Annotated in this window: 25 protein-coding genes; 9 read left to right on the top strand and 16 right to left on the bottom strand. The window is 64.0% G+C overall.

The window, feature by feature from the left end:
• Positions 1 to 6: 6 nt before the first annotated feature.
• The 6 genes from RFM41_RS19470 to RFM41_RS19445 all read right to left on the bottom strand — a co-directional run bounded on the left by RFM41_RS19470 (position 7) and on the right by RFM41_RS19445 (position 5786).
• On the bottom strand, positions 7 to 942 hold the full coding sequence (locus RFM41_RS19470) for a 3-hydroxyacyl-CoA dehydrogenase NAD-binding domain-containing protein (protein WP_320250553.1): 936 nt from the start codon (positions 940 to 942) through the stop codon (positions 7 to 9).
• Complete coding sequence (locus RFM41_RS19465) at positions 943 to 1713, bottom strand: SDR family NAD(P)-dependent oxidoreductase (RefSeq protein WP_320250554.1); 771 nt, start codon at positions 1711 to 1713, stop codon at positions 943 to 945.
• An 11-nt stretch (positions 1714 to 1724) separates the two neighbouring features.
• Entirely contained in the window at positions 1725 to 2654 is a 930-nt protein-coding gene (kce, locus tag RFM41_RS19460) for a 3,5-dioxohexanoate:acetyl-CoA acetone transferase (RefSeq protein ID WP_320250555.1), read from the bottom strand.
• A gap of 2 nt (positions 2655 to 2656) precedes the next feature.
• Entirely contained in the window at positions 2657 to 3457 is an 801-nt protein-coding gene (locus RFM41_RS19455; protein WP_320250556.1) for an SDR family NAD(P)-dependent oxidoreductase, read from the bottom strand.
• 51 nt (positions 3458 to 3508) lie between these two features.
• Positions 3509 to 4648, bottom strand: coding sequence for an aromatic ring-hydroxylating oxygenase subunit alpha (locus tag RFM41_RS19450; protein WP_320250558.1), 1140 nt, complete (start codon positions 4646 to 4648; stop codon positions 3509 to 3511).
• A 94-nt stretch (positions 4649 to 4742) separates the two neighbouring features.
• Positions 4743 to 5786, bottom strand: a complete 1044-nt coding sequence (locus RFM41_RS19445) for a GlxA family transcriptional regulator (protein ID WP_320250560.1) — start codon at positions 5784 to 5786, stop codon at positions 4743 to 4745.
• A 110-nt stretch (positions 5787 to 5896) separates the two neighbouring features.
• On the opposite strand from RFM41_RS19445, the gene RFM41_RS19440 reads away from it, so the two are divergent.
• The 3 genes from RFM41_RS19440 to RFM41_RS19430 all read left to right on the top strand — a co-directional run bounded on the left by RFM41_RS19440 (position 5897) and on the right by RFM41_RS19430 (position 10077).
• Complete coding sequence (locus RFM41_RS19440) at positions 5897 to 6829, top strand: ABC transporter substrate-binding protein (protein WP_320250562.1); 933 nt, start codon at positions 5897 to 5899, stop codon at positions 6827 to 6829.
• Between the two features lie 93 nt (positions 6830 to 6922).
• A complete protein-coding gene (locus RFM41_RS19435) occupies positions 6923 to 7984 on the top strand; it encodes a quaternary amine ABC transporter ATP-binding protein (RefSeq protein ID WP_320250564.1) in 1062 nt (353 codons plus the stop codon).
• Complete coding sequence (locus RFM41_RS19430) at positions 7981 to 10077, top strand: ABC transporter permease (protein ID WP_320250566.1); 2097 nt, start codon at positions 7981 to 7983, stop codon at positions 10075 to 10077. Before RFM41_RS19435 ends, RFM41_RS19430 begins: the two co-directional genes overlap by 4 nt.
• Here RFM41_RS19430 and RFM41_RS19425 read toward each other — a convergent pair whose 3' ends face one another.
• The 4 genes from RFM41_RS19425 to RFM41_RS19410 form a co-directional block, all read right to left on the bottom strand.
• Positions 10078 to 11361 (bottom strand): O-antigen ligase family protein, encoded by a 1284-nt coding sequence (locus tag RFM41_RS19425; RefSeq protein WP_320250568.1) that lies wholly within the window; start codon positions 11359 to 11361, stop codon positions 10078 to 10080.
• A 39-nt stretch (positions 11362 to 11400) separates the two neighbouring features.
• Positions 11401 to 12492, bottom strand: a complete 1092-nt coding sequence (locus RFM41_RS19420; RefSeq protein ID WP_320250570.1) for an acyltransferase family protein — start codon at positions 12490 to 12492, stop codon at positions 11401 to 11403.
• Between the two features lie 119 nt (positions 12493 to 12611).
• Positions 12612 to 13790 (bottom strand): polysaccharide biosynthesis/export family protein, encoded by a 1179-nt coding sequence (locus RFM41_RS19415; protein ID WP_320250619.1) that lies wholly within the window; start codon positions 13788 to 13790, stop codon positions 12612 to 12614.
• A 184-nt stretch (positions 13791 to 13974) separates the two neighbouring features.
• Positions 13975 to 14652: a sugar transferase gene (locus RFM41_RS19410; RefSeq protein WP_320250571.1), complete on the bottom strand. Its 678-nt coding sequence runs from the start codon at positions 14650 to 14652 to the stop codon at positions 13975 to 13977.
• Positions 14653 to 15259: 607 nt separating this feature from the next.
• Here RFM41_RS19410 and RFM41_RS19405 point away from each other — a divergent pair.
• Positions 15260 to 15532 (top strand): exopolysaccharide production repressor protein, encoded by a 273-nt coding sequence (locus RFM41_RS19405; protein ID WP_320250573.1) that lies wholly within the window; start codon positions 15260 to 15262, stop codon positions 15530 to 15532.
• On the opposite strand, the gene RFM41_RS19400 is transcribed toward RFM41_RS19405, so the two are convergent.
• From RFM41_RS19400 to RFM41_RS19375, 6 genes are all read right to left on the bottom strand, one after another.
• Positions 15506 to 17401, bottom strand: a complete 1896-nt coding sequence (locus RFM41_RS19400) for an ABC transporter ATP-binding protein (RefSeq protein ID WP_320250574.1) — start codon at positions 17399 to 17401, stop codon at positions 15506 to 15508. The two genes, RFM41_RS19405 and RFM41_RS19400, sit on opposite strands and share 27 nt — an antisense overlap.
• A gap of 9 nt (positions 17402 to 17410) precedes the next feature.
• Complete coding sequence (locus RFM41_RS19395) at positions 17411 to 18391, bottom strand: serine kinase (RefSeq protein ID WP_320250576.1); 981 nt, start codon at positions 18389 to 18391, stop codon at positions 17411 to 17413.
• Positions 18388 to 20301, bottom strand: coding sequence for a lasso peptide isopeptide bond-forming cyclase (locus RFM41_RS19390; protein WP_320250577.1), 1914 nt, complete (start codon positions 20299 to 20301; stop codon positions 18388 to 18390). Before RFM41_RS19390 ends, RFM41_RS19395 begins: the two co-directional genes overlap by 4 nt.
• A 3-nt stretch (positions 20302 to 20304) precedes the next feature.
• Complete coding sequence (locus tag RFM41_RS19385) at positions 20305 to 20721, bottom strand: lasso peptide biosynthesis B2 protein (protein WP_320250578.1); 417 nt, start codon at positions 20719 to 20721, stop codon at positions 20305 to 20307.
• Entirely contained in the window at positions 20705 to 21004 is a 300-nt protein-coding gene (locus RFM41_RS19380) for a PqqD family protein (protein ID WP_320250580.1), read from the bottom strand. Before RFM41_RS19380 ends, RFM41_RS19385 begins: the two co-directional genes overlap by 17 nt.
• Positions 21005 to 21161: 157 nt before the next feature.
• Complete coding sequence (locus RFM41_RS19375) at positions 21162 to 21314, bottom strand: lasso RiPP family leader peptide-containing protein (RefSeq protein ID WP_320250582.1); 153 nt, start codon at positions 21312 to 21314, stop codon at positions 21162 to 21164.
• Between the two features lie 500 nt (positions 21315 to 21814).
• Here RFM41_RS19375 and RFM41_RS19370 point away from each other — a divergent pair, with 500 nt between their 5' ends.
• The 5 genes from RFM41_RS19370 to RFM41_RS19350 all read left to right on the top strand — a co-directional run.
• The gene (locus tag RFM41_RS19370) at positions 21815 to 23077 is read left to right on the top strand and encodes a nucleotidyltransferase family protein (RefSeq protein ID WP_320250583.1); all 1263 of its coding nucleotides are present in this window, start codon (positions 21815 to 21817) and stop codon (positions 23075 to 23077) included.
• A 4-nt stretch (positions 23078 to 23081) separates the two neighbouring features.
• Positions 23082 to 24134, top strand: a complete 1053-nt coding sequence (locus RFM41_RS19365; protein ID WP_320250585.1) for a glycosyltransferase family 2 protein — start codon at positions 23082 to 23084, stop codon at positions 24132 to 24134.
• 123 nt (positions 24135 to 24257) lie between these two features.
• Entirely contained in the window at positions 24258 to 24650 is a 393-nt protein-coding gene (locus tag RFM41_RS19360) for a hypothetical protein (RefSeq protein WP_320250586.1), read from the top strand.
• A 281-nt stretch (positions 24651 to 24931) separates the two neighbouring features.
• Positions 24932 to 25816, top strand: coding sequence for an endo-1,3-1,4-beta-glycanase ExoK (gene exoK / locus RFM41_RS19355; protein ID WP_320250588.1), 885 nt, complete (start codon positions 24932 to 24934; stop codon positions 25814 to 25816).
• Positions 25817 to 25948: 132 nt separating this feature from the next.
• Positions 25949 to 26032, top strand: an 84-nt coding sequence (locus RFM41_RS19350) for a hypothetical protein (protein WP_320319255.1), incomplete at its 3' end; no start/stop codon positions are given.

Below are 26032 nucleotides of genomic sequence, written 5' to 3'. Positions count from 1 at the left end.
TGCCGCTCAGCGCGCCCGAAGCGGCGTGATCGCCTTCAGCGTGGCGGTGATCAAGGCGTCGCGTTGGCCGGACAGGTCCGACACCGATTTGCCCTGCGCTTCCTCCGTGACGCCTTGCACCAGTGTCGCCGAAGTCTTTGGGTCGAGATGGAGGACGCCGAGATCGTCCCACCAGCGATTGAAGCTGCTGGTGTAGCGTTCGCAGAACGCGGCAAGGCCGCCTTCGCCGGCGCCGAGATGGAACAGCATGGTCGGCCCCATCGCGGCCCAGCGCAGCCCCGGCCCGGCCCACATCGCCTTGTCGACATCCTCGACGCTGGCGACGCCCGTCTTCACCAGATGGATCGCCTCGCGCCACACCGCCGCCTGCAGCCGGTTCGCGACGTGGCCCGGCACCTCGCGGTTGACGCGGATGGTCACCTTGCCGACGCTGGCGTAGAAGCGCTCGGCCGCCTCGACCACGCCGTCGGCCGTGCGCCCGTTTCCCATGACTTCGACCAGCGGGATGAGGTGAGGGGGATTGAATGGATGGCCGAGCACGAAGCGGGCCGGATTTTTCCATCCCGCCTGCATCTCGCTGAGCGTCAGGCCCGAGGCCGACGATGCCACGACAGCATCTGAAGCGAGCGCGGGCTCGATCGCGGCAAAAAGCTCGTGCTTGATGTTGATCCGTTCCGGAACGCTTTCCTGGACGAATTGCGCGCCGTCAACGGCCTCGGCAGCCGACTTATGGAAGCTGACGCGATCGGGATTGCCTTTGTCGGTGAGCCCGAGATCCTTCAGCACCGGCCATGCCTGCTCGACATAGTCGCGGACCTGCGCCTCGGCCGTATCGGCAACATCGAACACCGCGACGCTGCGGCCGGAGGCGAGGAACAGCGCCGTCCAACTCGCGCCGATAACGCCCGCGCCGAGCACCGCCGTGTGATTGACGTTGGTCATCTAGAACAATCCTGGTTGCAAAGGGGAGGCGGCGGTCAGTCCGCCGTCGAGAACGAAACACTGGCCGGTCGCGAAGGCGGCCTGGTCGGAAACCAGCCAGGCGACGGCATTGGCGATGTCGCTCGGCTTGCCGAGCCTGCCGGCAGGATGCCTGGCAATGGCGTCGGCCTTGGCGCGCGCCGGATCATGGGCAAGGTCGAAGCCGTCCGCCGCCATCTCGGTCATGATCCAGCCCGGGCAGATGGCGTTGCATCGCACCTTCGGCCCATGATCGACCGCGATCGAGCGCGTCAGGCCATGCGCGAAGGCTTTCGAGGCATTGTAGACCGCCATCCTCGGATCGGCGACATTGCCGGAGATCGAGCCGATATTGACGATGCTGCCGCCATGCTCGGCGATGAGGGGCAACACCGCGCGGCACATGTTGAACACGCCCCTGCAGTTTGCGCCGATGACGAGATCCCAATCCTCGTCGGTGGTCTCGGCGACCGTCTTGGTGATCTGAATGCCCGCATTGTTGATCAGGATCGTCGGCGCGCCGAAAGCATCGCGGGCAGCCTTCACGATGGCCTCTGCGTCGGAAGACTTGCCGACATCGGCCTGGACCCAGGAGACCTCGGCGGCAAGATTGTCCGGACGCTTGCCGCGGCCACAGGTCAGCACGCGGGCGCCATCGCCGACCAGCCGGTCAACGATCGCGCGGCCGATGCCGCGTCCGCCGCCGGTGACGATCGCTATTTTTCCCAGCAGATTGTTTTCCCGAGCGGCCACGTTTCTCTCACCTAGAACGCCACATTGGCGGCACCCTTGAGGCCGAGACGCTTGCGCACTTCGTCCGGCGTGGCGACGGTGCGGCCGAAATTTTCGACGATCGAGCGGATCTTCCTCACCTGCTCGGCGCTCGACGTCGCTTTCTGGCCCGGGCCGATATAGAGGCTGTCCTCCATGCCGACGCGCAGGTTTCCGCCGAGCAATGCTGCTTGCGTGGTGAACGGGATCTGATGCCTGCCGGCGGCGAGCACCGACCATTCATAATCGTCGCCGAACAGTTTTTCGGAAATCGTGTGCATGTGCACCAGATTGTCGAGATCGGCGCCGACGCCGCCAAGGATGCCGAACACCATCTGGACGAAGAAAGGCGACTTGACCCAGCCCTGGTCAACGACCCAGGCTAGATTGTAGAGGTGGCCGAGGTCGTAGCATTCGAACTCGAAGCGCGTTCCGTGCGCGTCGCCAAGTTCCCGCAGCGAATATTCGATGTCGCCGAACGTATTGCGGAAGATGAAGTCCCGGGTCATCGCCAGGAATTCCGGCTCCCACTCATGCTTCCAGTTCGAATATTTGTCGAGCATCGGGAAGACGCCGAAATTCATCGACCCCATGTTCATCGACGCCATTTCGGGGCTGACCGTGCTCGCCGCCCGCAGCCGCTCCTCACGCGTCATGCCCAGCCCGCCGCCTGTGGTGATGTTCAGCACCGCGTTGCAGGATTGCTTGATGCGCGGGAGAAAATCCTGGAACAACTCCGGCCGCGGATCGGGCTTGCCGGTCTCGGGATTGCGCGCGTGGAGATGGATGATCGCCGCGCCTGCTTCAGCCGCGTCGATGCTCGCCTTGGCGATCTCGCTCGGCGTGATCGGCAGATGCTCCGACATCGTCGGCGTGTGGATGCCGCCCGTCGGGGCGCAGGTGATGATGACGGGTTTGCTCATGGTCAAAGTCTCATCTGCTGAACCTGGGCCGACAGGCCGCCATCGAGGATCCAGAGCTGGCCGCTGGCGTAGCGCGCTTCGTCGCTCGCAAGCCAGTTGACCAGGTTGGCGACGTCGGCCGGCGTGCCGTAGTTGCGCATCGGGTGCACGTTGCGCACCGCGTCGCGCAGCATTTCGATCGTGCCGCCGCCGCCTCCCGATCCTGCGCCGGCAAAGAAGGACTGCAGCATCGGTGTGTCGACATAGCCTGGGCAGATCGCGTTGACCCTGATGCCTTCGGGTCCGTGGTCGCAGGCCATGGCGCGGGTCAGCGCATGCACCGCGCCCTTGCTGGCGCAATAGGCGGCGAGGCCCGGGTCGGCGATGAAGCCGTCATAGCTGCCGAAATTGATGATCGAGGCTGTGCGGCCGCCGGCGGCTACCTTGCGCATCAGGGGGAGCGCGTATTTGCAGGTGAGGAACATGCCGGTGACGTTGACCGCGAAACAGCGGTTCCATTCCTCGAGCGTGGTGTGCTCGATGGTCTTTTCGATCTCGATCCCGGCGGCGTTCACCAGCACATCGAGCTTGCCGGCGGCCGCCTCGACCTTGGCCATGGCGGCCCTGACCTGGTCTTCCGAGGTCACGTCCAGTTGCACGAATGTCGCGGATCCTTCCGGCGAGGCGCCCATGCTGCCTGTATCGCTCAGATCACCTGCGAAGACCGTGGCTCCCTCCGCGAGAAACCTCTCGCAGATTGCGCGGCCGATGCCGCCGCGCCCGCCGGTGACCAGCGCCACCTTGTCCTTAAGTCTTCCGCTCATGGAGAGCCCTTTGAAACGCCGGCTAAATGCATCGTCGATGCAACCTGTCGATCACGCAGCGCAGCGCCCATAGGCGTCGAGGACCAGGCCATGAAAATGATGCACGGCGTGTTCCGACTGCCCGGAGCCATCGGGGTCGTTGACGATGCGCCCTTGCGTGAAGGCGGGCGTGTTCATGCCCTTCTGGACGCTCTCGACGATGTTGATGTCCTCGACCTGCAGCACCTCGTCGAGGTACTTGATCGACTGCACTTCCGCCTCGTTCGGCTCCTTGCTCTCGAGGAAGAAATCGTAGGTCTCGAAGGTCCGGTCCGGCCCCGCCGGGATGATGTTCAGCACGATCATCGAGGACCGCCCGGGGTAGCGCATCAGGCAGGTGTTCGGCCACAGCCACCACACGGCATGCGTCCGTACGGTCGCGTTGGAGACGTCATAGGCGGAGTTGGCGGATTTGCCGGCATCGGCCATGTGGCTGGAATAGATGCCGTGCGTCGTCACCTTGTAGGTGCTCATGTCGACCAGCGTGCAGAAATCCTTGTGTGCCGTCGGGCAGTGATAGCATTCGAGGAAATTGTCGACGACGTTCTTCCAGTTCGACTTGATGTCATAGGTCAGCCGATGCGCGAAGGTCAGCTGGTCGATGTCGGGCGCCCAGTGCTTGATCTCGGTCGCGAGGTCGCCCGTCTGGGAAGCGAGCGACGCCGCTGAGGGGTCGAGATTGACATAGATGAAGCCGCAAAACTCCTCGACCTGCACCTGGTCGAGGCAGATGTCCTTCGTCTGGAAGTCTTCCAGCGTCTCGGTGTGCGGCGCGCGCACCAGCTGGCCGTCGAGGCGATAGGTCCATGCGTGGTAAGGGCACATGATCTTGTTGGAATTGCCCTCGCCCGAAAGGAGCGCATGGGCGCGGTGTTTGCATACATTGTAGAAGGCGCGCAGAACGCCTTCGCGGTCGCGGACGACGGCAATAGGGCGTCCCGCGGTCTCGACCGCGATATAGTCGCCCGGCTTGCGGACTTTTTCGACATGGCAAACCCACTGCCAGGTCCTGGCGATGATCGCTTCCAGATCGACCTGATGCCAGCGCGGGTCGGTATAGGCGTCGCTCTTCAGCGAAAGGGACCGCGAGGGGTTCGGCGAATAGCCCTCCTTGATGGCGGTGAACTCGTCTTTCGAAGGAAGCAGCGTCATCGAAGCACCTCTGGTTTCGTGCGCCTGCACAGGACACGATGGCAGAAGCTTGCTGCCGAAAAGGCGAAGAATCTATGCGCGGTTCGCCGCTGGTTTATCGTTTTTCGCCAGCCGCCTCGTCCTCATCGTCCGGCGACTTCCGGTGCATCGGCCAGGCCCTGAACTCGAAAGGTATGCGGCCCTCGACACGGTCGGAACGCGGCGAAAGGCCAAAGCGTTCGCGATAGGCCCGGCTGAAATGGACCTGGCTCGAAAAGCCCGACGCGATCGCTATCTCCGACATGAGCATGTCGGTCTGGGTGACCAGGCCGCGCGCCCGGTCCAGCCTTATATCGCGATAATAGAGCGCCGGCGGCTTGCCGACATATTGCTTGAACAGCCGGTCGAGCTGCCTTTGCGAGATATCCACCTTGCGGCAAAGCTCGGGGATGATCAGCGTCTGCTCGAGATGCTGCTCCATGATCGATATGACCTGGCGCACGGTCTTGGGCGCCGAGCGGCCAAGCGGTTCCGCGCTACCGGGGTTCTGCGATGTTCCGGCCGGCCTCAAGGTCGGGTGAAAGATGTAGCGAGCCGCGGCATTGGCCAAAGCATCGCCGGCGCTTGCCCGGATCAAATGCAAGGCGACATCGGCCGAAGCGATCCCGCCGCTGCAGGTGAAGCGTTTGCCGTCATGGACGAAGATGTCTTCCGACACGTCGATGTCGGAATGCAGCTCCTTCAGCGCATCGATATGCTCGTAATGCACCGTGGCGCGGCGCCCGTCGAGCAGTCCGGCATCGGCGAGGATAAACGCTCCCGTATCGAGCCCGCCGACGATGGAGCCGTTGCGCGCCCATTTCCTGAGCAGCGCCTGCAGATGCGGAGTGCTCGCCGTCTCCGGTGTCCAGCTCGCCGACACCAGCACGATTTCAAAATTCTGCTCTTCGATGGAAGCGAGCTTCTCCGTCTGGACCATCATGCCGTTGCTGGCGAGGCATGATCCTCCATGGGCGGAGGCGATCATCCAGCGAAAGCGTGTCAGCCCCTCAAGATAGTTTGTCGCCCGGAACGGATCGATGAAGGCTGTCGTCGCCGCCAGATTGAAGTTGGGCGTGACCACGATGAGGATTCGGATCGGCTGGGCGCTCGGAGCCACGTGTCCAAAGATCGAAAGTTGGCGTCCAGATTTGTTAAGTCGCCGGCCGGCATTGTGCAACACTTCTGTGCGGCAAACAGCGATACCAACCAAAAACAAAGGGGAACATCATGCTGAGGAAGCCGATCTTGAATGCCATTGCGCTTGCCGCCCTTCTGGCGGCAGGCGCGCCTGCCGTCGCCGCCGATCTCGGCGCCAAGGACGAGCCGATCAAGCTCGCCATGCTGGAATGGACCGGCGCGCACGTCTCCACCCACATCGCCGGACAGATATTGGAAAAGCTCGGCTATAAGGTCGAATACGTCACCGCCGGCAATTTTCCGCAATTCTCAGGCCTTGCCGACGGCTCGCTCAGCGCCTCGGTCGAGATCTGGTTGAACAATGTCGGCGACATCTATCCGAAGGTGCTCGCCGCCAAGCAGATCGAGGATATCGGCAAGCTCGATCTGAAGACCCAGGAAGGCTGGATCTATCCAAAATTCATGGAGAAGGTCTGCCCCGGCCTGCCGGACTGGAATGCGCTGAACAAGCCCGAATGCGTGCAGGCATTGGCGACACCCGAGACCGCGCCCAACGGCCGCTTCCTCGACTACCCGTCCGACTGGGGCTCGCGCGCCGCGACCATCCTTGCCGACAACAACATGCCCTACACTGCCGTGCCGTCCGGTTCGGAAGGCGCGCTGGTGGCGGAGCTCGAAGCGGCCGAAGCGGCCAAGACGCCGCTGATCATGATGTTCTGGGGACCGCATTACGCGCTGGCCGAGAACGATGTCGGCTGGGTGACGATGCCGCCTTGCAAGCAGCAGACCAACGATCATTGCATCACGCCGCCTGACGTCGACAAGATCGTCTGGTCGGGCTTCGGCGCCAAATGGCCGGCGGCTTACACCTTCCTGAAGGCGTTCAAGATGGATGCGACCGAGCAACAGAAACTGATGCTGGCGGTCGACAAGCAGGGCAAGGATCTCGACGCCGTCGTCAAGGAATGGATCGACAAGAACGAGACGGTGTGGAAACCTTGGCTGGATGGCGCCAAGGGATAATTCGCCGACATGCCTGACAAGGGCTGAGGGCAACAAAGGCCCGGCTTCCGCAATGCGCGGAGCCGGGCGAACAATCGGCACGGATTGATGGGAATGGACACTGCCGCGCGTCCGATAAAGCTTGCCTGTCGCAATGTCTGGAAGGTCTATGGCCGGCGCCCGGGCTACTATTTCGACTCGCGCGGCTATGTGATCGATCCCGAGGCGCTGGCCGAGCGCCTGCGCGCGGAAGCGCATTTGCCGGCCGTGGTCGATGCCAGCTTCGAGGTGGCGACCGGCGAGATCTTCGTCATCATGGGCCTGTCCGGCTCGGGCAAGTCGACCCTGGTTCGCTGCCTGTCGCGCCTGGTCGAGCCGAGCGCCGGCGAGATCCTGCTCGACGGCCGCAACCTGCTCGCCGCCAGCGGCAAGGAGCTCATCGACCTGCGCCGCCACGCCATGGGCATGGTGTTCCAGAATTTCGGCCTGCTGCCGCATCTCAGCGTGTTGGGCAATGTCGCTTTTCCGCTGAAGATCCAGGGCAAGCCGCCGAAGGAGCGCGAGGCCCGCGCCCGCGAGATGATCGCGCTGGTCGGGCTCGAAGGCCGCGAGGCGTCCTTCCCGCATCAGCTCTCCGGCGGCCAGCAGCAGCGCGTCGGCATCGCCCGCTCGCTCGCTGTGGGCCCGGAGCTCTGGTTCCTCGACGAGCCGTTCTCGGCGCTCGATCCGCTGATCCGCAAGCAGATGCAGGACGAGTTCCTGCGCCTGCAGCGCATGCTGAAGAAGACCATCATCTTCATCACCCACGACATCGCCGAGGCCTTCCGCCTGGCCGACCGGCTGGCGATCATGCGTGCCGGCAAGATCGTGCAGATCGGCCGCCCGGCCGACATCGTGCTCAGCCCGGCCGACGACTATGTCGCGCAGTTCACCGAGGATATGCCGCTGCTGCGGGTCATCACGGCAGGCGACGTCGCCTCACCGGCGAACGGGGCGCCGCTGCCCGAGCAAAGCGTTGCCGCGGACACCAGCCTCGAAGCGCTTATCCCGCGGCTCGCATCCGGGGTAGCGGCCTTCACGGTGCCGGGCGCCGGCGACAGCCCGCCGGCGGTGCTCAGCGCCGGCGCGGTGCTCGCCGTGCTGGAGCGCGAGCAGGCGAGGCGCAAAAGCTCATGACGGCGCCGGCCGCGATCGCACGGTCACCGCAGAGGTTCGCCATCGCGCCGGCCCTTCTTCCCTGGTGTGGTTTGGCCGTGCTGACGCTGCTTTGCCTGCTCCTGAAAACCGAACTTCCCTGGCTGGTCAATTTCCCCAAGGAATGGACGCTGCCGCTGGCCTCCTACATCAACGCGGTGACCGACGTGGTGGTCGCCGTCATCCAGCCCGGGTTCCGGGCGCTCTCAGCCTTGCTCGATGCGCCGATGCGCGGCGCGCGGCTGGCGCTCGCCTGGCTGCCCTGGCCGGCGGTGATGCTGGCTGTCGCCGCCCTTGCGCTGAAATCGAGCGGCGAGCGGCTGGCGATCTTCGCGCTCGCCACGCTCGCCTATATCCTGCTCGCCGGCTATTGGCCGCAAAGCATGAACACGCTTGCCCTGGTGCTGCTGGCGGTGCCGATCTCGACCGTGCTCGGCTTCCTGCTCGGCGTTCTCGGCTACGCTCGCCCGCGCTGGCGTCCGGTGCTGCTCGGCGCGCTCGACCTGATGCAGACGGTGCCGGCCTTCGCCTATCTCATTCCGCTCCTGCTTCTGTTCGGTTTCGGGCCGGTGGTCGGGCTGATCGCCTCGGCGATCTACGCGACGCCGCCGATGGTGCGCAACACCATGCTTGGGCTCGACCGTGTGCCGGCGGCGATCAGCGAGGCCGGCCTGATGAGCGGCTGCACGCGCCGCCAGCAATTCTTGCAGGTGGAGGTGCCGACGGCGCTGCCGCAGCTTCTCGTCGGCTTCAACCAGACGACGATGGCGGCACTGTCGATGGTCATCGTCGCCGCCATCATCGGCGGCTTCGAGGATATCGGCTGGGAAGTCCTGTCCTCCATGCGCAAGGCCGAGTTTGGCCAGAGCATTCTGTCCGGCCTGGTCATCGCGCTGCTCGCCATCCTCATCGACCGCCTCACCATCGGCTTCGCCAAGGCGCCGGAGACCGGACCGACGCGCGCCATGCGCTGGATGACGCCGCGCCGACTGGCCCTGTGGCTGGCGGTCGCGCTGGCTCTTGCCGTGGTCATCCGGCTTGCCATGCCCGATGCGACGCTTCTGCCGCAAACCGGGCTGCGCATGCAGATGGGCGCGGTCAACGAGTGGCTGCTGGGACTCGTGCGCGACTATGCCTGGTTCTTCAACGGCGTGCGCAACGCCGTGCTCTATTGCCTGCTCCTGCCGCTGCGCGTCGGCATTTCGGGCTCGGCGACGCCGGCCATGTGGGGCTTCGCGCTGCCGCCACCGGTGCTGGCCGGCTATGTCGTCCTGGTGCTGGCCTTGGCCGCGCTGGCGATGCGCGCCTTCGGCTGGCGAGGCGGGCTCGCCGTGCTGGCCGCCGGCCTCGTCCTCTACACCGGCTTTCTCGATCTGCCCTGGCCTGTCTTCATCCTTGCCGTCGCCTTGCTTGCCGGCCAGGTGGGCGGGCCGCGCCTCGGCCTCTTCGCGCTGGTCGGCTTCGGGCTGATCCTGGTCAACGGCCTATGGCCGCAACTGGTGCAGTCGCTCTATCTCTGCACGCTGGCGGTCCTGCTTTGCCTTCTGGCCGGCGGCGCGCTCGGCACATGGGCGGCGCATAGCGACCGCGTCTCGCATATCCTGAAGCCGATCTGCGATGCGTTGCAGACCATGCCGCAATTCGTCTTCCTCATCCCGGCGCTGATGTTTTTCAAGGTCGGCGAGTTCACGGCGCTGATCGCCATCATGCTCTACGCCATCGTGCCGCCGATCCGCTATGTCGAGCACGGACTGCGGCATGTGCGCGCCGATGTCGTCGAGGCGGTCGAGCAGATGGGTGCGACGCCGATGCAGACCTTGCTGCAGGCTAAGCTGCCGCTCGCCTTGCCGGTCGTCATGCTGGGCCTCAATCAGACCATCATGGCGGCGCTCTCGATGCTGGCTATCGCCGCCCTCGTCGGCACGCGCGATCTTGGCCAGGCGGTCTATGTCGCGCTCGGCAAGGCCGATGCCGGCATGGGCCTGATCGCCGGCCTGTCGATCGCCTTCCTGGCGATCCTTGCCGACCGGTTGATCCAAGCCGCTGTCGCACGCTCGGCGGCTGCGTCCCAGTGATCAGATGGCGACTGGCATGCGGCCATTGGCAGGCCGCTCGTCCTCGGCTGGAATGGCCGCCCTGCGGCGCCGGACAGCCGGCAACGGGGTCAGCGTGAACAGGCCGTAATAGACGATGAAGGACGCCATGAAGTAAGGGCCGAGCAGTTCGACCTCGAAGAAGGAGCGGATCAGCATCAGCCCGATCGCGCCGGCAAGCACCACCGAATCGGCGCTCCACTCGCCGAACACTACTTTGGACACATGGCCGTAGAAAGAGCGCAGGATCACCAGCGCCAGCAGGGTCACGCCGATGAAGCCGATCTCGACCAGCGTCTCGACATAGGTGTTGTGGAAGTGGAAGCCGGAGCGGGTTGAGATGTAGAACTCAGCCCACAGCCGCTCCGGATCGGCAAAGCCTTGCACCCAATAGGCGGCGTAGCCGTAGCCGAGCAGCGGATGCTCCTGCGCTGCCTCCCAGCCCTGCTCCCACAGATAGGTGCGGCCGGTGAGCGTCGAATCCTTGCCGAAGACGCCGAGCACGACATCCAGCAGGCCGAGATTGAGCGCCGCAACGACGCCCGTCACCAGCGCGCCGGCGCCGACGATGAACAGCACGCGGCGATAGCGCAGCGACAGGACCTTGGTCATGGTGAGCAGCATGACGATGCCGATCACCGCCGGCAGCGAGGCCACGGACGTCGCCGAATGGGCGATGGCCAGCATATAGGCCGACAGAAGCATGATCGGCGCGGTCCACACGAAGCCCAGCCAGTTGCGCCGGTAGAAGACGAGGAACGCAAGGCAGAAGAAGATGCCGAGCGAGGAGAAGAAGCCGATCTGGTTCTTGGAGCTGAAGGCGCCGACGAAATTGACCGTGCCGTCTATCGTGTCGAGCGCGTAACCGCCGACTCCCAGTGAATAGAGCAGAACGAAGAAGATGCCGATCAGCGAGCCCACCACCAGCGTGCGCACATTGATGGTGCGCGCCGCGACATAGGCGCAGACGATATGCGAGGAATATTGCACCGCCGCGCGCGCGCTGATGCCCGCCGCCTGGGACCAGAACACCGAGGAGCAGACATAGGCCGCAAGCAGAATGGGCAGCCAGGCGCTGGAGAGCTTCCAGGTGAAGCGCCGGTAGTCGACGAACAGCAGCGGCAGCCAGACGGCGTAGTAGGCGAGGATCAGGATCTGGCCGAAATTGGGCGAGTAGGCGAAGGCGATCATGGAAACCGCGACGGCGAAGACGCCGTAGGTCTCGTTTCGATCGGGATCGATCAGAATGGATTTCGGAATCTTCATGCCGGATTGGTCCGTTGGATCCTTCCTAAGTGAGCCGCTCTACGCCATGGCCCGGGCGCGCTGCATCTGCCGCTGCAGGAAGCGACGCACGGGCTCGTCATAAATGCGCGTGGCGATGTCGGCGATGACGACGACTGAGGCTGCCATCACGAGCCCGAACCAGGGATGATGCGCGAACGGGTCTATCGAGAAGGCCTTGCCGGCTCCGGCGATGATCATCAGCATCGGCGTGTGGATGATATAGATCGGATAGGAGATCCGCCCGAGCCAGCCATAGAAGCCTGACAGAAGCGGCGCGGTCGGCGCCACCGCGCCGGTCATCACCATGATCGGGAAGACGATGACGATGGCGGCGAGGTCGTAGACGATGCGCGCGCCGCCGGCCGGCGCGATGGCGAAGACGGCAAGGGTGAGCAGGATCGCGCTCTCGACCCACAGGCCGCGCCGCAGGAAGCCGAGGCTGCCTTGCCAGCGCGCCATCGAGCGGCAGACCAGCACGCCGAGGAAGAACGAGAAGGTGACGCGCGGCAGCCCGCTGAGGATGGTGTTCCCGGTCATGCCGAAATCCAGCGTGCCGGCGAGGATCGAGGCGACGACAAGCAGCACCAGGCTGACGGCAGCGATCCCCATCAGCACGCGTCGTGACAGAAGCACGAAGACCGCAACATAGGCGATGTTGACGATGAGCTCGAAGAACAGCGACCACGAAGCCGGATTGAGCGGGAAGATCGTGTGGTAGGCATCGCTGACCAGCGGGATGAAGAACATGCCGGTCGTCAGTTGTAGGCCGATCTCGGACAACGGCATGTATTCGGCCGGCATCAGCCTGTTCTTGACCAGCAGATAGAAGAAGCCGAGCAGCGTGCCGGCGAGATAGAGCGGATAGAGCCGGATCAGGCGGATGGCCACGAAAGTGCCGAAGCCCATGCCGTTCTCGATCTTGCGGTCATAGGCATGCGCGATGACGAAGCCGCTGAGCAGGAAGAACAGATCGACCGCGAGATAGCTCGACGGCAGCACCTTGCCGGCGGCCAGGAATGGCGAGAAGTGGTAGAGCATCACGCTGATCGCCGCCACGCCGCGGATGGCGTCGAGGTTCAGATAGACGTGACGCGGGGCTGGGGGCTGCATGTTATGCCTTCAAGCGGTCCAAAACAGATCGCCCGCCCGCGCCGCGACGCGAACGAGCCTGGCTTGTCCCTCCCGCCTCCGGTTCCCGGCTCGCTTCGGGCAAGCTCGGGTCGGCGGCGCTACTGGCTGGCCGTCGGCGCCAGCTTGACCTTGATCACGTCGCCCGGCAGGACTGGTGTGTCTTCCTTGGCCTCGACCTCGCTCGTCTTGCCGTCGGCGACGCGCACCAATGAATAGAGCAGGGCCGGCTCCTGGTCGCTGGTCATGCTGGCCGCCGTCGCGGGGTCCGACGCCTGCGCGATCAGGCCCTTCTGCATGCCGACCTTCAACGTCGCCTCGTTCAGATCGGCCTCGGCCTGCTGCCGGTTGGCGGTAAGGGTGGAATTCAGCGAATTCCTGGCGTCGATGGCGTCCTGCTCGGCCTTGCTGATCGACTGCTTGGCGGTGAGGATGGCCGTCTCATAGTCGAGGATCTTGCCCTGCAGGTCGGTGACCGACTGTTGCGAGGAAAGCAGCCGCGCATTGGCGACCAAGCCTTTCTGAGCCAGTGGGCCGATGCTGTCGGCCTGCTTCTCGGCGAGGTCGACCTGCTTCTGCTGGTTGGTGATCTTCTTCTGCAGCGATTCGATTTCCGCCTGCAGCACGCCCTTCAAATCGTCGAGCGCATCGAGCTTCAGCTTTAGCGATTTCTGGTCGGAGACCAGGATCGCCGTTTCGTCGGCGACGATCGTCGCCAGTCTCGGATCGCCCTCGATTTCCTTGGGCACCTCGAAGGTTGTCTTCCCGGCGAGGTCGGCATCGATCCTGGCCCGCTTGACGAGCAGGCGGATACGCTGGTCGTCATAGATGTCATAGCTGCCCTTGGCGGTGACCAGATCCTTGCCAAGCTGGGGACCATAATCGGCGTTACGCCTTATGCCGCCGGCAATGCTGACTGCCTTGAGCACCGTCAGATCGGGCACGAAGGGGAACTGGCCGGGATTCTGCACTTCGCCCGAAATGTAGAACGGCCGGAACTGTGCCATCTCGACGGAGGCTTCCGGCTTGTCGGGCAGCGCTAGCTTACGCTGCAGCGCGAGCCCGATCGCCGAAGCGATCTCCGCTGTCGTCTTGCCGGCGGCTTGCATGTCGCCGACGAACGGCACCGAGAGCGTCCCGCCGGGGCCGACCGAATACTCGCCATTGATGGCCGACCAGTCGCGGAACGTGCCGTCGACCGTCTGCCATTCGGCGACGCGGATGTTGAGCTTGTCCTGTGGGCCAAGCCGATAATCGCCGGCAACGGCGAACTGCGGCATGACCAGCGACGCCGCAAGCACGAAGCCCGCGAAGCGGGCCGGTGTCCGGGATATGAGACTGCAGGCGAAAGACAGTCCGAAGAGGTTTTTTGTCAAATGAACGTTTCCGATCCGTTTGGCCCCATCCGCCCGATGAGATCATTTCCGGATACCTGCCCCGAGTTCTGCGGGGCAGGCCCGTCGGTCAATAGCTGCCGCGCGACATCCACACGGCAGGAACCGTCTTGAAGATGATGCGAATGTCCTCGACCAACGACCAGTTCTCGACATAGTGGCGGTCGAAGGCGACACGCGTGTCGTAGGATACGTCGTTGCGGCCGCTCACCTGCCACAGCCCGGTCAGGCCCGGGCGCGACTTCAGGTAATAGACCGCGGCGCTGCCATAGATCTCCAGTTCGTCGCGCACGACCGGGCGCGGGCCGACAAGGCTCATGTCGCCCTGCAGGATGTTGAGGATCTGCGGCAGCTCGTCGAGGCTGAGCTTGCGAAGCACCTGGCCGACGCGGGTGACGCGCGGATCGTTCTTCAGCTTGCGCGTCGCGATCCATTCGGCATTGGCTTCCGGATTGGCCGCCAGATAGGCGGCGAGCACGCGCTCGCCGTCCGGAACCATGGTGCGGAATTTGAGGCAGGAGAAAATCCTGCCTCCGCGGCCGATCCGCTTGTGGCCGTAGAAGATCGGACCATTGTCCGAAAGCTTGACCAGCAGGGCGACCATCAGGAAGAGCGGGCTGAGCAGGACCAGCCCGGTCAGGGAACCGACGATGTCGAAACTGCGTTTGATTAGACCGCCGATGGGGGGTGGAAAATCAACGCCGACCTGCGAAAAACCCGCATTAGCCGACTTGGCGACGTCCCTCATGCAGAAGCTCCATACGTTGAACGGATGGTTTACGGCAAGATATCAAAAAAATGCTGCAGCGCAACACACAATTTCCCATCGCGATGAAATGTTCTCGTCATGAATTGACTAAATAATAAACCTGCCGTGCCCAAATTTTCACCTTTGTGGCACGTTTATGACAAGGTGAGAGAAAACCGGGAAAATGTAGTTCGCCTTTTGGGCCATTTTTGGACAGTGCGTTCCTTGCTGCAGAAGAAACGCGGTTGCGCACCGCTGGAAGCACTCGCGGTGGTAAGTTATTCAGATAAAATACTAATCAAAGTGACGCGCTTTACTAAAGCGACAGACAGCGCATTGAATAGCTGCCGCGGCCAGAGTGTGCGACGCAGCATGGTGGCGCCGATCTCGTAAAATGGTTGGAAACCATACCTGTCGGGCCTTGCTCCAATCGGCCCGCCTTAATAGAGTCGCAAATTGTTCCTGTCATAGTCTGCATGGGTAAGGAAGGCCGGAAGCAACCGGCCGGTTTGGGCAGCCAGAAAGAGTTCTTTGGCGCAACGGGGAGTTACGCGGGTGGGTAAGTCGCAGCTTCTGCATGCTCGTCTCGGTTGAAGGACCGGCGAACATGTCTCTGCCAAAATTCATCATCGGCATGATGTTCGCGCTGGCGATCGTCATCGGCTGGTCATATTTCGATGGCGCTTCGGCGGGCACCATCCTCTTGCGTGCCATTGTCTGCGCCGTCATCATCCAGGCGGGCTATTTCCTTCTGGTCTTCGCCATGATCGGCACAACCACGCCGACATCGGCCGACAAGGCCCGCGAGGCCGACCGCGGCACGATCCTGAACAAGGTCGCCGAAGGCGAAAAGCTAAGCGCCAGGCGCAGCCTCCACTGATCGTTCGACCGACGCCGGGGCCTGTCCGGCCTCGACCGGGGGCGTGATTTCGCGCTCGGCCTGCTCGCCCGACAGCATCCTCGCAAGGCAGCTGCCGGCTTTTGTCTTCAGCCGCCGATATTGTCCGACCTCGACGATGCGTCCGTTCTCAATGGCAACGACCCAGTCGGCGAAGGCGATCATCGACGGCCGATGCGCAATGGTCAGTATCGTCATTTCGCCGCGCAGCGCCTCGATCGATTGGGCGATCAGCGACTGATTCTGCCAGTCTAGCGCGCTCGTTGCCTCGTCGAGGATGAGCAGCGAGGGCTTGCGCAGCAGCGCCCGCGCCAGGGCGACGCGCTGCCGCTCGCCGCCGGAGAGCCGCACACCGCGGTCGCCCACCACCGTATCGAGCCGCAATGCCAGCCGCTCCACGAAATCGGCCGCATGGGCGTTGCGCAAGGCCGCCCAGAGCTCGTCATCGCTGGCATCGGGCGCGGCAAGGCGCAGATTGGCGGCGATCGTGTCGTGCAGCAGGAACACGTCCTGCGGCACATAGGCGACCTGATCGCGCCAGGCCCTGCGGTTCCGGGTGGTGATCTCCACCCCGTCGGCCAGGATCCGGCCGCTGGTTGGTTCGAGCAGGCCGAGCAGCATGTCGGCGATCGTGCTCTTGCCGGAGCCGGATGGGCCGATCAGCGCCGTCACCTTGCCGGCCGGCAGGCCGAAGGTGATATCGCTGACCACTGGTTTCCCGTCGCCCTCGCCATAGGCGAAGGAGACGTCGCGGACGTTGAGGCCGGTATCGAGCGACAGTCTCGCGCCCTGTCCGGCCACGCTCTCTTCCGGCTCGCGCTCGGCGTCGAAGCGGGCCTGGAGGCTTTTCATCGAGGCATAGGCCGGCAGGTTGATCAGCACCTGCTGTGTCTGGAGCTGCATGTCCATGAAGCGCGGCGCGACGCGCATGAAGACCAGGAGCAGCACCACGATCTCGGCCAACGACAGGTGGAAGCGGACCAGCGCGATATAGATGAAGAGGCTGAGCCCGATCACGCTCGTGACCTGGAACAGCGCAGTGCCGAGCGAGCTGTTGCGGACGAAGGCGATGTTGTCGGCCTTCATCCTGTCCAGCGTCGCGCCGAGCTCGGCAAAATAGCTTGCCTCGACATTTAGGCTCTTGGCCACCTTGATGCCGCCGAGGAACTCGGAGACCGTGCGGTACTGGTCCTGGCGGTTGCCGGTCAGCGTGCGGCCATAGGCGCTGGCGCGCGCCCTGAACGGTTGCAGAGCAACCAGCAGCACCAGGCCGATGAAAATAGCGAAGGATGTCATCACCGGCGAGATGAACAGCGAGACCACGAGATAGCCGGTGAGAAGCAGCGTCGCCTGGGTCAGCATCAGCAGCGAGAAGGCGGCGACCTGCACCCGGTCTACATCGCCGTTCAGCGCATGATCGAGGTCGGAGCTGCGGATGCGGGTGAAAACGCCCCAGCGCGCCTTGCCGACGCTCTCGAACAGGTTCATGCGCACGCGGTTGACGAAGTCATAGAGCAGCCGCGCCATGTAGACCGACTTGAAGCGGTTGAACATCGCTTGCAGCGCCACCAGCGCGACAAGCAGGCATAGCACGGTGGCAAGCGACAGCGTTCCGCCGGGCACCAGCCAATGCAAGGCCTCCGGCACCCGCACCGCGTAATCCTGCTCGGCCTTGCCGATCAGGCGCAGCAACGGAACGAGCAACAGGATCGAGATGCCTTCGGTGAGACTGCCCAGGATCAGGAAGGCAAGCGCCGTCGCCGTGCGCCTCCCGCCGACATGCGCCATCATGGCGCCGAAGCCGGCGACGTCCCGGAAAAGCGACAGGCGAAGCTTCGAGGACCAGCCCATGCGCCTGGCTCACCTTGTCCCGGACGCCAGGTCGTTTTCGATCGCGGCGACCGCCTCGTCGATCCGGCCGAGCCCGGCCGGCACTTCGAGGCGGCTGACGCCGACCCGTCCGGCGACCTGCGCGCATTGCCTGAGATGCACCGAGGCGGAATCGCCCGGCAGCGCCTGCCGGCCGAACCGCGTGACATAGGAGAATTTGATGATCGCAGGCAGCGCGGCGGCCCCGATCAGCGGCGAGATCGCCGCCCGATCGCCGCGCTCGAGCACATAGATGCGCGATACCGGCACCGCTCCAGCGGCAAATCCGTCGCGCAGCCGATGCTGCGTCTTGTCGATTTGCGGATGCACCTGCGGACGCACCTCCACCTGATCGAGGCGAATGGCGCCGGCGGCGTCCGCGGCGAGCTTGAGCTGTGGAAATCCGGGCAGGATCATCGGCCGCTCCGGATCGGACAGATCCAGCGCCACGACATCGTCGGTGAGCAGGCGATGGCCGGCGCGGATCATCGCGCCCGCCATCGTCGACTTGCCGGCGCCCTTGTCGCCCATGAAGATCACGCTCTTGCGGCCTACGGCAATGGCGCTGGCATGGAGCACGAGCAGCCCGCGCTGGTGAAGAGCGAGCGCCATCACCGGCCCGAGCAGCGGAAAGGCAAGCAGCGGGTCGTCGATACCCGGCGCCGGATCGACCTCGATCCGGCTGGCGCCGCTGATCATGAACGCGCCGACCGCCTGCCAGGAAAGATATTGGCGCGTCGGCTCGAAGCGGAACGCCGTGGCGCCCGGCGATGCCGAGTCGGGAAAGCCGACCGGCCCGACCGCGATCTCCAGGTCCGGTGTCGCCGGCGCCGCCGGTTCCAGTTCCGGCAGCGCCACCTCCGAGCTGACGATCAGCCCGTACGCCTTGTAGAAATGGCGGATGCGTCCGCCTGGCGCCGTCGTCTCGCTGGCGGGCTCGGGCCGCGCAAGGGAAGCGATCGGCAGGTTCATGCGGGACTTCCTTCAACTTGCCGCAGCCAAAGCGACAGCGAAACCGAGCGCCAGACATGCTGGACATCCGGTAGCGTCGCCTGCTCGGGCTGGCTGAGCAGTCGCTCATAGACCGCGTTCACTTCCGGCAGGTTGACATAGGGCGCGATCCGCTCGCTGTCCGATATCAGCAGCCTGTCCAGAAGCTCGCGGTGATTGCCGAGCATGCCCTTGACTAGGTTGGCGGTGAAATCGATCTTGTCGCGCCGCCATTGCACCGGCGGCGGCAGGATGCCTTGCATGGCCCGGCGCAGCACATGGCGGCCGAACCCGTCCCTGAGCTTTTCCTCGCCGGGCAATGCCAGGCAGAATTCGACGAGCGGCTTGTCCCAGAACGGATAGCGCGGCTCGACGCCGAAATTGGCGGCGGCCTTGTCGAGCACTTCGAAGGCGTGCGGCACCAGCCCGGTGGAGAGCAGCCAGCGATGCGTCAGCGCCTCGCTGGCGGTGACGGCTGCGGGCATGTAGCCGCAGCGATGGAAACGCTCGGAAAGGTCGGTGCGCCTGGCAAGCTCAGGGTTGACCAGGCCCGCCCAGGCGACGCGCGCGGCTTGCGCCGGCCTGCGCCGCAGCTTGCCGACGACGCGTCTTGCCGTCGATCGCATTCGCGCGACCCGCCAGGCCGGCCCGTAGATGGTCAGGAACTTGAAATAGAGGGAAAGCATGCCCTCGCCATAGGTATTGGCGGCGCTGTGTAATTCGCGCCACAGCTCGAGCCACCTGCCGGCATTGGCGAGTTCGTGAAGGTGGCCATGGCCCTGCGAGACGACCTCGTCGCCGCCATGCCCGTCGAGAAGCACTTTGACGCCCTTTGCGCCGGCGGTGCGGTAAAGGCCGCGGGTCAGGGACAGGCCGGGCGCCAGGAACGTGCCTTCCTGCTCCTCCAGGATGCGCTCAAATTCGGCGAAGGGCGCGTAGTTGCCGACGGCTATCAGCGTGGCGTCGAGCGGATTGTCATCGAGCACCGCATCGATGAACGGCTTCTCGTCCATTGACGAGCCCTTGTCGAACACCAGCGAGAAGGTCTTGAGCCTCGGGTTGCGCTGCGCCGCCGCGCGAAGACCGGCGACGCAAGCGATCGAGGAAGAATCGAGCCCGCCGCTCAGCATGGCGCCGACGGCAGGCGTGCCGCGCATGCGGTTCTCCACCGATTGCGCGAAGAGATGCCTGAATTCCTCGGCCGCGTCCGAACGCGGCGGCCGCTGCGACGGCTCGATCTGCCAGTATCTCCTCAGCGTCACCTGGCGGTCCGCGACCGTCATGCTGTGCCGTGCCGGCAGCCGGAAGATCTCGGCATAGGGCGTGGCCTGCGGATCGTCCGGCAAGCCGGCGAGGAAGCCGGAAATCTGGTGCTCGCTGAGCCGCCTGCCGACGCCGTCCAGCGCCAGGATCGGCCCGATTTCCGAGGCGAACGCAAAGCGCCTGCCGCTCGAATGATAGTAGAACGGTTTGACGCCGAAATGATCGCGCGCGCAAAACAGCGCCTGGCGCTCGCCGTCCCATATCGCGAAGGCGAAATCGCCCTGCAGATAGGTCGGACAGGCCTCGCCCCATTTGAGATAGGCGCGCATGACGAGCGCCGCGTCGGTCATCGACCGATCGCGCCGGCCGAGCCGCGCCAGAAGCTCGTCGCGATTGTCCAGCCGGCAGTCGGCGGTGATGGCGAGCTTGCCGCCGGCCATGGTCAGCGGGCCGGGTCCGTCCTCGCCGGTCGTGTCGAGCCAGGCGTGGCCGAGCGCCACGCCGCCCTCTGTCCACCAGGAGCTGCCGTCGAGGGCGCGGTGGCGCATGCGCAAAAGCATTTCTTGGATATCGCCGGTCCCGGCGGGCCGGCCGTTATCACCATGGATGATTCCGACGACGCCGCTCATCGGTCATGATCCATGGTCGACCAGATGGGCAAATCCGTTGATCGAGCCGCCGAGCACGATGTGGTTGCCGCTCATCAGCCAGGCATGTGCCTTGAGCGTGCTGCCGGTCCCTTTTTCGATGCCGATGCTGATCTTCGAGGCGTTGCCCTGGCGGGCAAGCAGATATTGCCCGGCCAGCGCCTGGGTGAGGCAGGTGGCGCCCGGCACGAGCCGCGCCGCGGCGGCAACGCCCCAGGCGACACGCCGCAGGTCGGCGATGCTGGCGTCGCTTCTGGCGTCCAGCCGCGTGACCGCGCTGCGGACACGGTTGTAGGAAGACAGCGTCAGCGCAAGCCGCACCGCGCTCACCACCATCAGGCAGCGCGCCAGAAACAGCATCTCCCGGCCGCTCAGCGAGCGGAGCCTAGACCAGTTCCTCACGGTGGAGCCTCGCAAGCCCTGCTTCGGTCAGCCCCTTGAGCAAGCCCTCGACATCGGCTTTGCAGCGCTCGGCATCGACATTGTAGCGCGCAAGCACGGCGCTGCGGATATCGAGCACCGATCGCGGCTCCTGGATTTGCTCCCAGATGAAGGCACCGACGCCGTTCAGGCTGTAATAGACGTTGGATTTGAGGTGCAGCAGCGCCAGTCCGGCGCCGAATTCACAAGCCACCGCCTCGCCGGTCGCGACCACGCGGTCATGGTCCGAGGGGTTCCAGTCCATCCTAAAACCTCGTTGCTGGCCACCGCGCCCTTGGGACTTTCGCCGTGGATCGGCTGCCTGCGACCCTCGGCAGGAAGCCCGGGGGACAAAAGCCCCCCGGCTCACCTGTTGGAGAGCATCCGGAGCCCCAACTTAGACACCCGGATGCCAGTAAGCTTTAAGAGAAAGTCAGCTCGCCGACCGGCGTGTGCGCGGGAAAGCTCGCGTCGAGCGCCGTCGTGCCAGCACCGCCCTGCGTGATGGATTCAATCGAACCGTGAACCGTCAGGCTGGGGGTTTCGTACTCATGCTTTTCAACATTCTGTTCCATTTTACTCTCCAATTAAGGACTGGAAGCGGCTGCAGAATGCCGCCAGCATATCGCTATGCTGCAGCGCGATTGCTGCACGGCACCATCCATGAGTCAAGCCTGATTTACCAACCATTAATCAATTCTTGGTTGCGCTCGCATTCCTTGAGGATCAAGCCGTGGGCACCGTCATCCTAAACCTCACCCATCCAGGAATTCAACCTCAGGTCTTTGCCGTTTAAATAAGCATTTGATTTAGTTATGATAATTTTTTAGGCGAGAAAAGAATCTCGCAAATGCGAAGGAATTGCCGCAAAAAAACGCCACTTTCCGGCCCGCTGGAGCGTCTCAGGGATCGTCTTCAAAAGTGATTGAACGCACAGCGGTTTTAAACGCTTGGGTTGCAGACGCGAGGCGATCCCAACTCGGCTTTGGGTCATCGCGTCAATTTTCCCGATGCTTTTCTTCGCAGGTGCGGTATAAGCCCCTTGGGCGGCATTTTGCGGAGAACGACATCGGGCATGGCGGTGCAGGATGGCTCCTATGAAAGGCTGCGCGCCGCCGGCTGCGCCGACGAAGTCGCCTATGTGCAGGCCTGCCTGAGGCTGTTTTTCGCGCCACGATCCAGCATCACGGATGGCCGGGCCGATGTGCCCGCGCCGACCGTCTCGAACGCCCCGATCGCCGCGCCCCCAATCTCGGCGGCCCCGATCTCGGCGGCCCCAATCTCGGCGGCCAAAGTCGCCGACATCGCCAGGCTGAACAAGGTCGCCGTGTTCCTGCTCAAGGCGCTCAAGCATGCGCCCGAAGGTGCCGCGCCTGCGGAATTGCCTGGCTGGCTCGACGGCTACCGTCGGCGCACGATGTTGATGAACGCCGCCTGCATCGGCGACTCGATAGCCATCGATCGCGCGTTGCGCGAGAACCGCGTCGATTTCGTCTTCCTCAAGGGGCCGCTCCAGCAGCATCTGCTCTATGGCGACCACTTCATGAAACCATCCGGCGACGTCGACATACTGGTTTCGCCCGCCACCTTCGCAAAGGCCCGCGAGGCGTTGCGGGCGATCGGCTACGAGGTTGCCGGCAAATCCCGTTCCGTCTGGTGGGTCCGCTTCCTCGGCGAGCAGCACATGGTTCGTGAAGACGGCGCGAGGGCATCGACGGTCGACCTCCATCACCGGCTGCAGCAGCCGGGTTCGCCGAGCCCGCGCGACATCGACGGCTTCCTGCGTCGCAAGCGCCAAGTCGAGGTGGCCGGAGCGGTCATGCCGGTGATCTCGGCGGCCGACACGCTGCTTTTGTCCTCGATCAGCGTCGCCAAGGCCTTTTTCAATCGCGAGCCCTGCGCCGGCTATGTCTGCGACGTCAGGGCCAGTGCCGACCGGTTGAGCGAAGCCGAGCAGCAGAGGGTGCTCGATCACGCCGCCGGACAGGGCTTGGCGGATACGCTGCTCCTCGGCCTGCGCGCGGCCGATGTGCTGCTCGGCGCCACAGGCACGCTGCTTTCGGATCGCGCCACCCGCATTCTGGCCCGCATCGACAACGCCGATCTCTTCCACATGGTCATGGCGCCGTGGCTCGCCTCCCTGCGCTGGCCGCAGCGCCGCCATGTGTTGTGGGAACTCTGCGGCCGCGAGCCGGTCCGTTACCTGGCTGAAGCCGGCTGGGCGGCCTCCGCCGACCTCAGCCGGCGCATCTTCGAGCGCCCGGCCACGGTCGAGCCGGCGCGGAGCGAAATGATCAAAATCATGGGCGGGGCGGCCAATCATGCAAGCGAAAGGTGAGCCCATGCCCGTGACGATGCCTGTGACGACCCCCGCGGTGACCCCGGTGGCGACCTCGGGAGTCTGCGTCATCATCGCCGCGCGTAATGCGGCGCGAACGATTTCCGTCGCCATCGCTTCGGCGCTGCGCGAGACGGAAGTCGCCGAAGTCGTCGTGGTCGACGACGCCTCCACCGACGACACCCGGGATGTGGCCTTGGCCGCCGATGACGGCAGCGGCCGGCTTGCCGTCATCCGCTTCGACGTCAATCGCGGTCCTTCCGCCGCGCGCAACGCCGCCATCCGGGCCTCCAGATCGCCCTTCATCAGTATTCTCGATGCCGACGATTTCTTCCTCCAAGGCCGCTTTCGCCGGCTTTTCGCCAGTGTCGACTGGGATTTCGCCGCCGACAACATCATGCTGATCCGCGACGATGCCGCGCCCGACTTCGCCAAGGTCGCGGCGCCGCTTTTCGCGGCCGAGCCGGAATTTCTCGATTTCGAGCGCTTCATCGACGGCAACATCTCGCGCCGCCGTGTGCGGCGCGGCGAGCTGGGCTTCCTCAAGCCGGTGATCAGCCGGGCTTTCCTCGAGCAGCACGGGCTGAGCTACGACGAGAACCTCAGGCTTGGCGAGGACTACGAGCTCTACGCCCGCGCTGTCGCCTGCGGCGCGCGCTTCAAGGTCATCAAGTCCTGCGGCTATGGCGCGATCGTGCGTGCCGATTCGCTGAGCGGCCGCCACAGGACGCAGGATTTGAAGCGTCTTGCCGATGCCGATCTGGCGCTGCTTCAGATCGACAGCCTTCCGGAGCGCTCCAAGGCTGCGTTGCGGCGCCATGAGCGCCATGTCCGCGACAAATACCGGCTGCGCAACTTCCTTGACGTGAAAGCCGAGCGTGGGCTGGCATCGGCCGCGGCCTACGCCTTCGCAAGCCAGTCGAATCTGATCCCGATCGTCCGCGGCGTCGCCACCGACAAGCTCGACGCGCTGTTCCGCCGCACCGGGATTGTTGCACGGCAGCAAATACCGCCGATGCGGTTCCTGATGGCGGCAACCAGCGCCGCAAACGAGTGATCCGCATCGTCCCGGAAGCTGCCGCCCCTCAAAAAATCCGCATTCCGAAAACTATGATGTTGCCTAGTCGCTGCTGGAATGGCAGTCTATGTTGCAATGCAGCAATTTCGAAAGGCCGATAGGATGGCTTCGATTTTTGGCTTCAGATCCCGGGATCCGGCGCGCGACCGGCAGACCGATCTCCAGCGTTTCGACCGGCTGGCGAAGCTGTTCGACCAGATCTCGGCGGAGATCGAGGCGGAGAAAACCGGGCTGGAGAACCGTTACAAGTCGACGGCCGCCAACGCGGCCTTTCTGGTCGAGGCGATGGAGAACGGTTCGGCATCGGCCAGCAAGGGATCGGACGTCAGCGCGATGACCAACTCGATCCTGAATTGCGAGCGGCGTATTGCGGAGCTCGCTCGCCAGAAAGGTTTGATGAAGGAACTGCGTCATTCGCTCGACGCGATCGTCGAGGATGGTTCCGGTCGGCCTGCTGAGCAGGCGACGGCAAGAGCAATTTCAGGAAAACTGTGAAAACGGTTTTCCGTCCGGAATTGCGTGGGAACAAGGAGATGGAGCGGTTCGCCGTTTCCGTGAAACGGTGAAACGCTCCAGAGGCTGATGGCGCCTTCAGGCGCCGTCATCGGTACGAGGCACTGAAGCAATTCCAGGAAAAGTGTGAGCGGTTTTCTGTCCGGAATTGCGTAAAAACGAGGAATAGAGAGGAGTTCAAGGGCGGAAGATCGGAAGCGGCTCGCTCGCGCGGGCCAAGGATGACTTTGGGTTGGGGCGGAACAACACAAGGTGAGTTTGTTATGAACGCAAATCCGGACAACACCTCCACCGCGGCGGCTTGCGCGATGTCGCATGCGCCGGGGAGCGGATTAACCAGTCTGCGGCTGGGCTTCGTCGGCAGCCTGTTTGCGATGGCAGTGGCCCTTGCGGTGGGCCTGCACCCCGCGCATGCGCAAGAGGGACAGCAAGAGCTGCAAAGCGCGCCGTCCTTCGTCGACGATTTCTCGAATTTCAACCAGTCCCGTTGGTTCGTCTCGGACGGCTGGACCAATGGCGCCCATCAGAACTGCACTTGGTCGAAGGACCTCGTGCGGCTTTCCGACGGCGTGCTGTCGCTGGGCTTCGAAAAGCGCAAGCTGAAGGACCGCGAGTTCGCCTGCGCCGAGATCCAGACCAAGCAGCGCTACGGTTACGGCGTCTACGAGGCGCGCATGAAGACCGGTACCGGCTCCGGCCTCAACGCCGCCTTCTTCTCCTATATCGGCCCGCAGGACAAACAGCCCTGGGACGAGATCGACTTCGAGGTCCTCACCAAGGACCCGTCGAAAGTGCAGGTCAACAGCTACATCCAGGGCAAGCCGAAGAACGGCAAGCTGGTCGACGTCGAAGGCGGCGCCGACAAGGGCTTCAATGATTACGGCTTCGTCTGGGAGAAGCACCGGCTGCGCTGGTATGTCAACGGCAAGCTCGTCCATGAAGTGACCAACCCGGACGAGCTGCCCGCCCATTCGCAGAAAATCTTCTTCAGCCTCTGGGGCAGCGACAAGCTGACCAACTGGATGGGCGCCTTCACCGATCCCGGCAGCAAGGTGACCCTGCAGGTCAAGCGCGTCGCTTTCACCGCCCTGGGGCAGCCATGCCAGTTTCCGGAATCGCTGGCGTGCAACATAAGCAATTCCAACTAGGCATGATCCCCAAAAGTGGGAACCGGTTTTGGGATAAGATCATGCCGAACCAGCCAGGCCGTTGGGCCTGGGGGACATCTGAACCGGCCGGACCGCTTTCGCGGGCCGGCCTTTGACAGGAAATAGAACCAAATGAATTTGACGGTGTTTGGGATTGGCTATGTCGGTCTGGTCCAGGCCGCTGTGCTTGCCGAGGTCGGCCACGAGGTGGTGTGC

This window comes from Mesorhizobium vachelliae (assembly GCF_033977325.1).
GTDB classification, from domain to species: domain Bacteria; phylum Pseudomonadota; class Alphaproteobacteria; order Rhizobiales; family Rhizobiaceae; genus Mesorhizobium; species Mesorhizobium vachelliae.
Note: the sequence above shows the minus strand (reverse complement) of the source record. Positions and strands in the feature narration are given on the sequence as shown.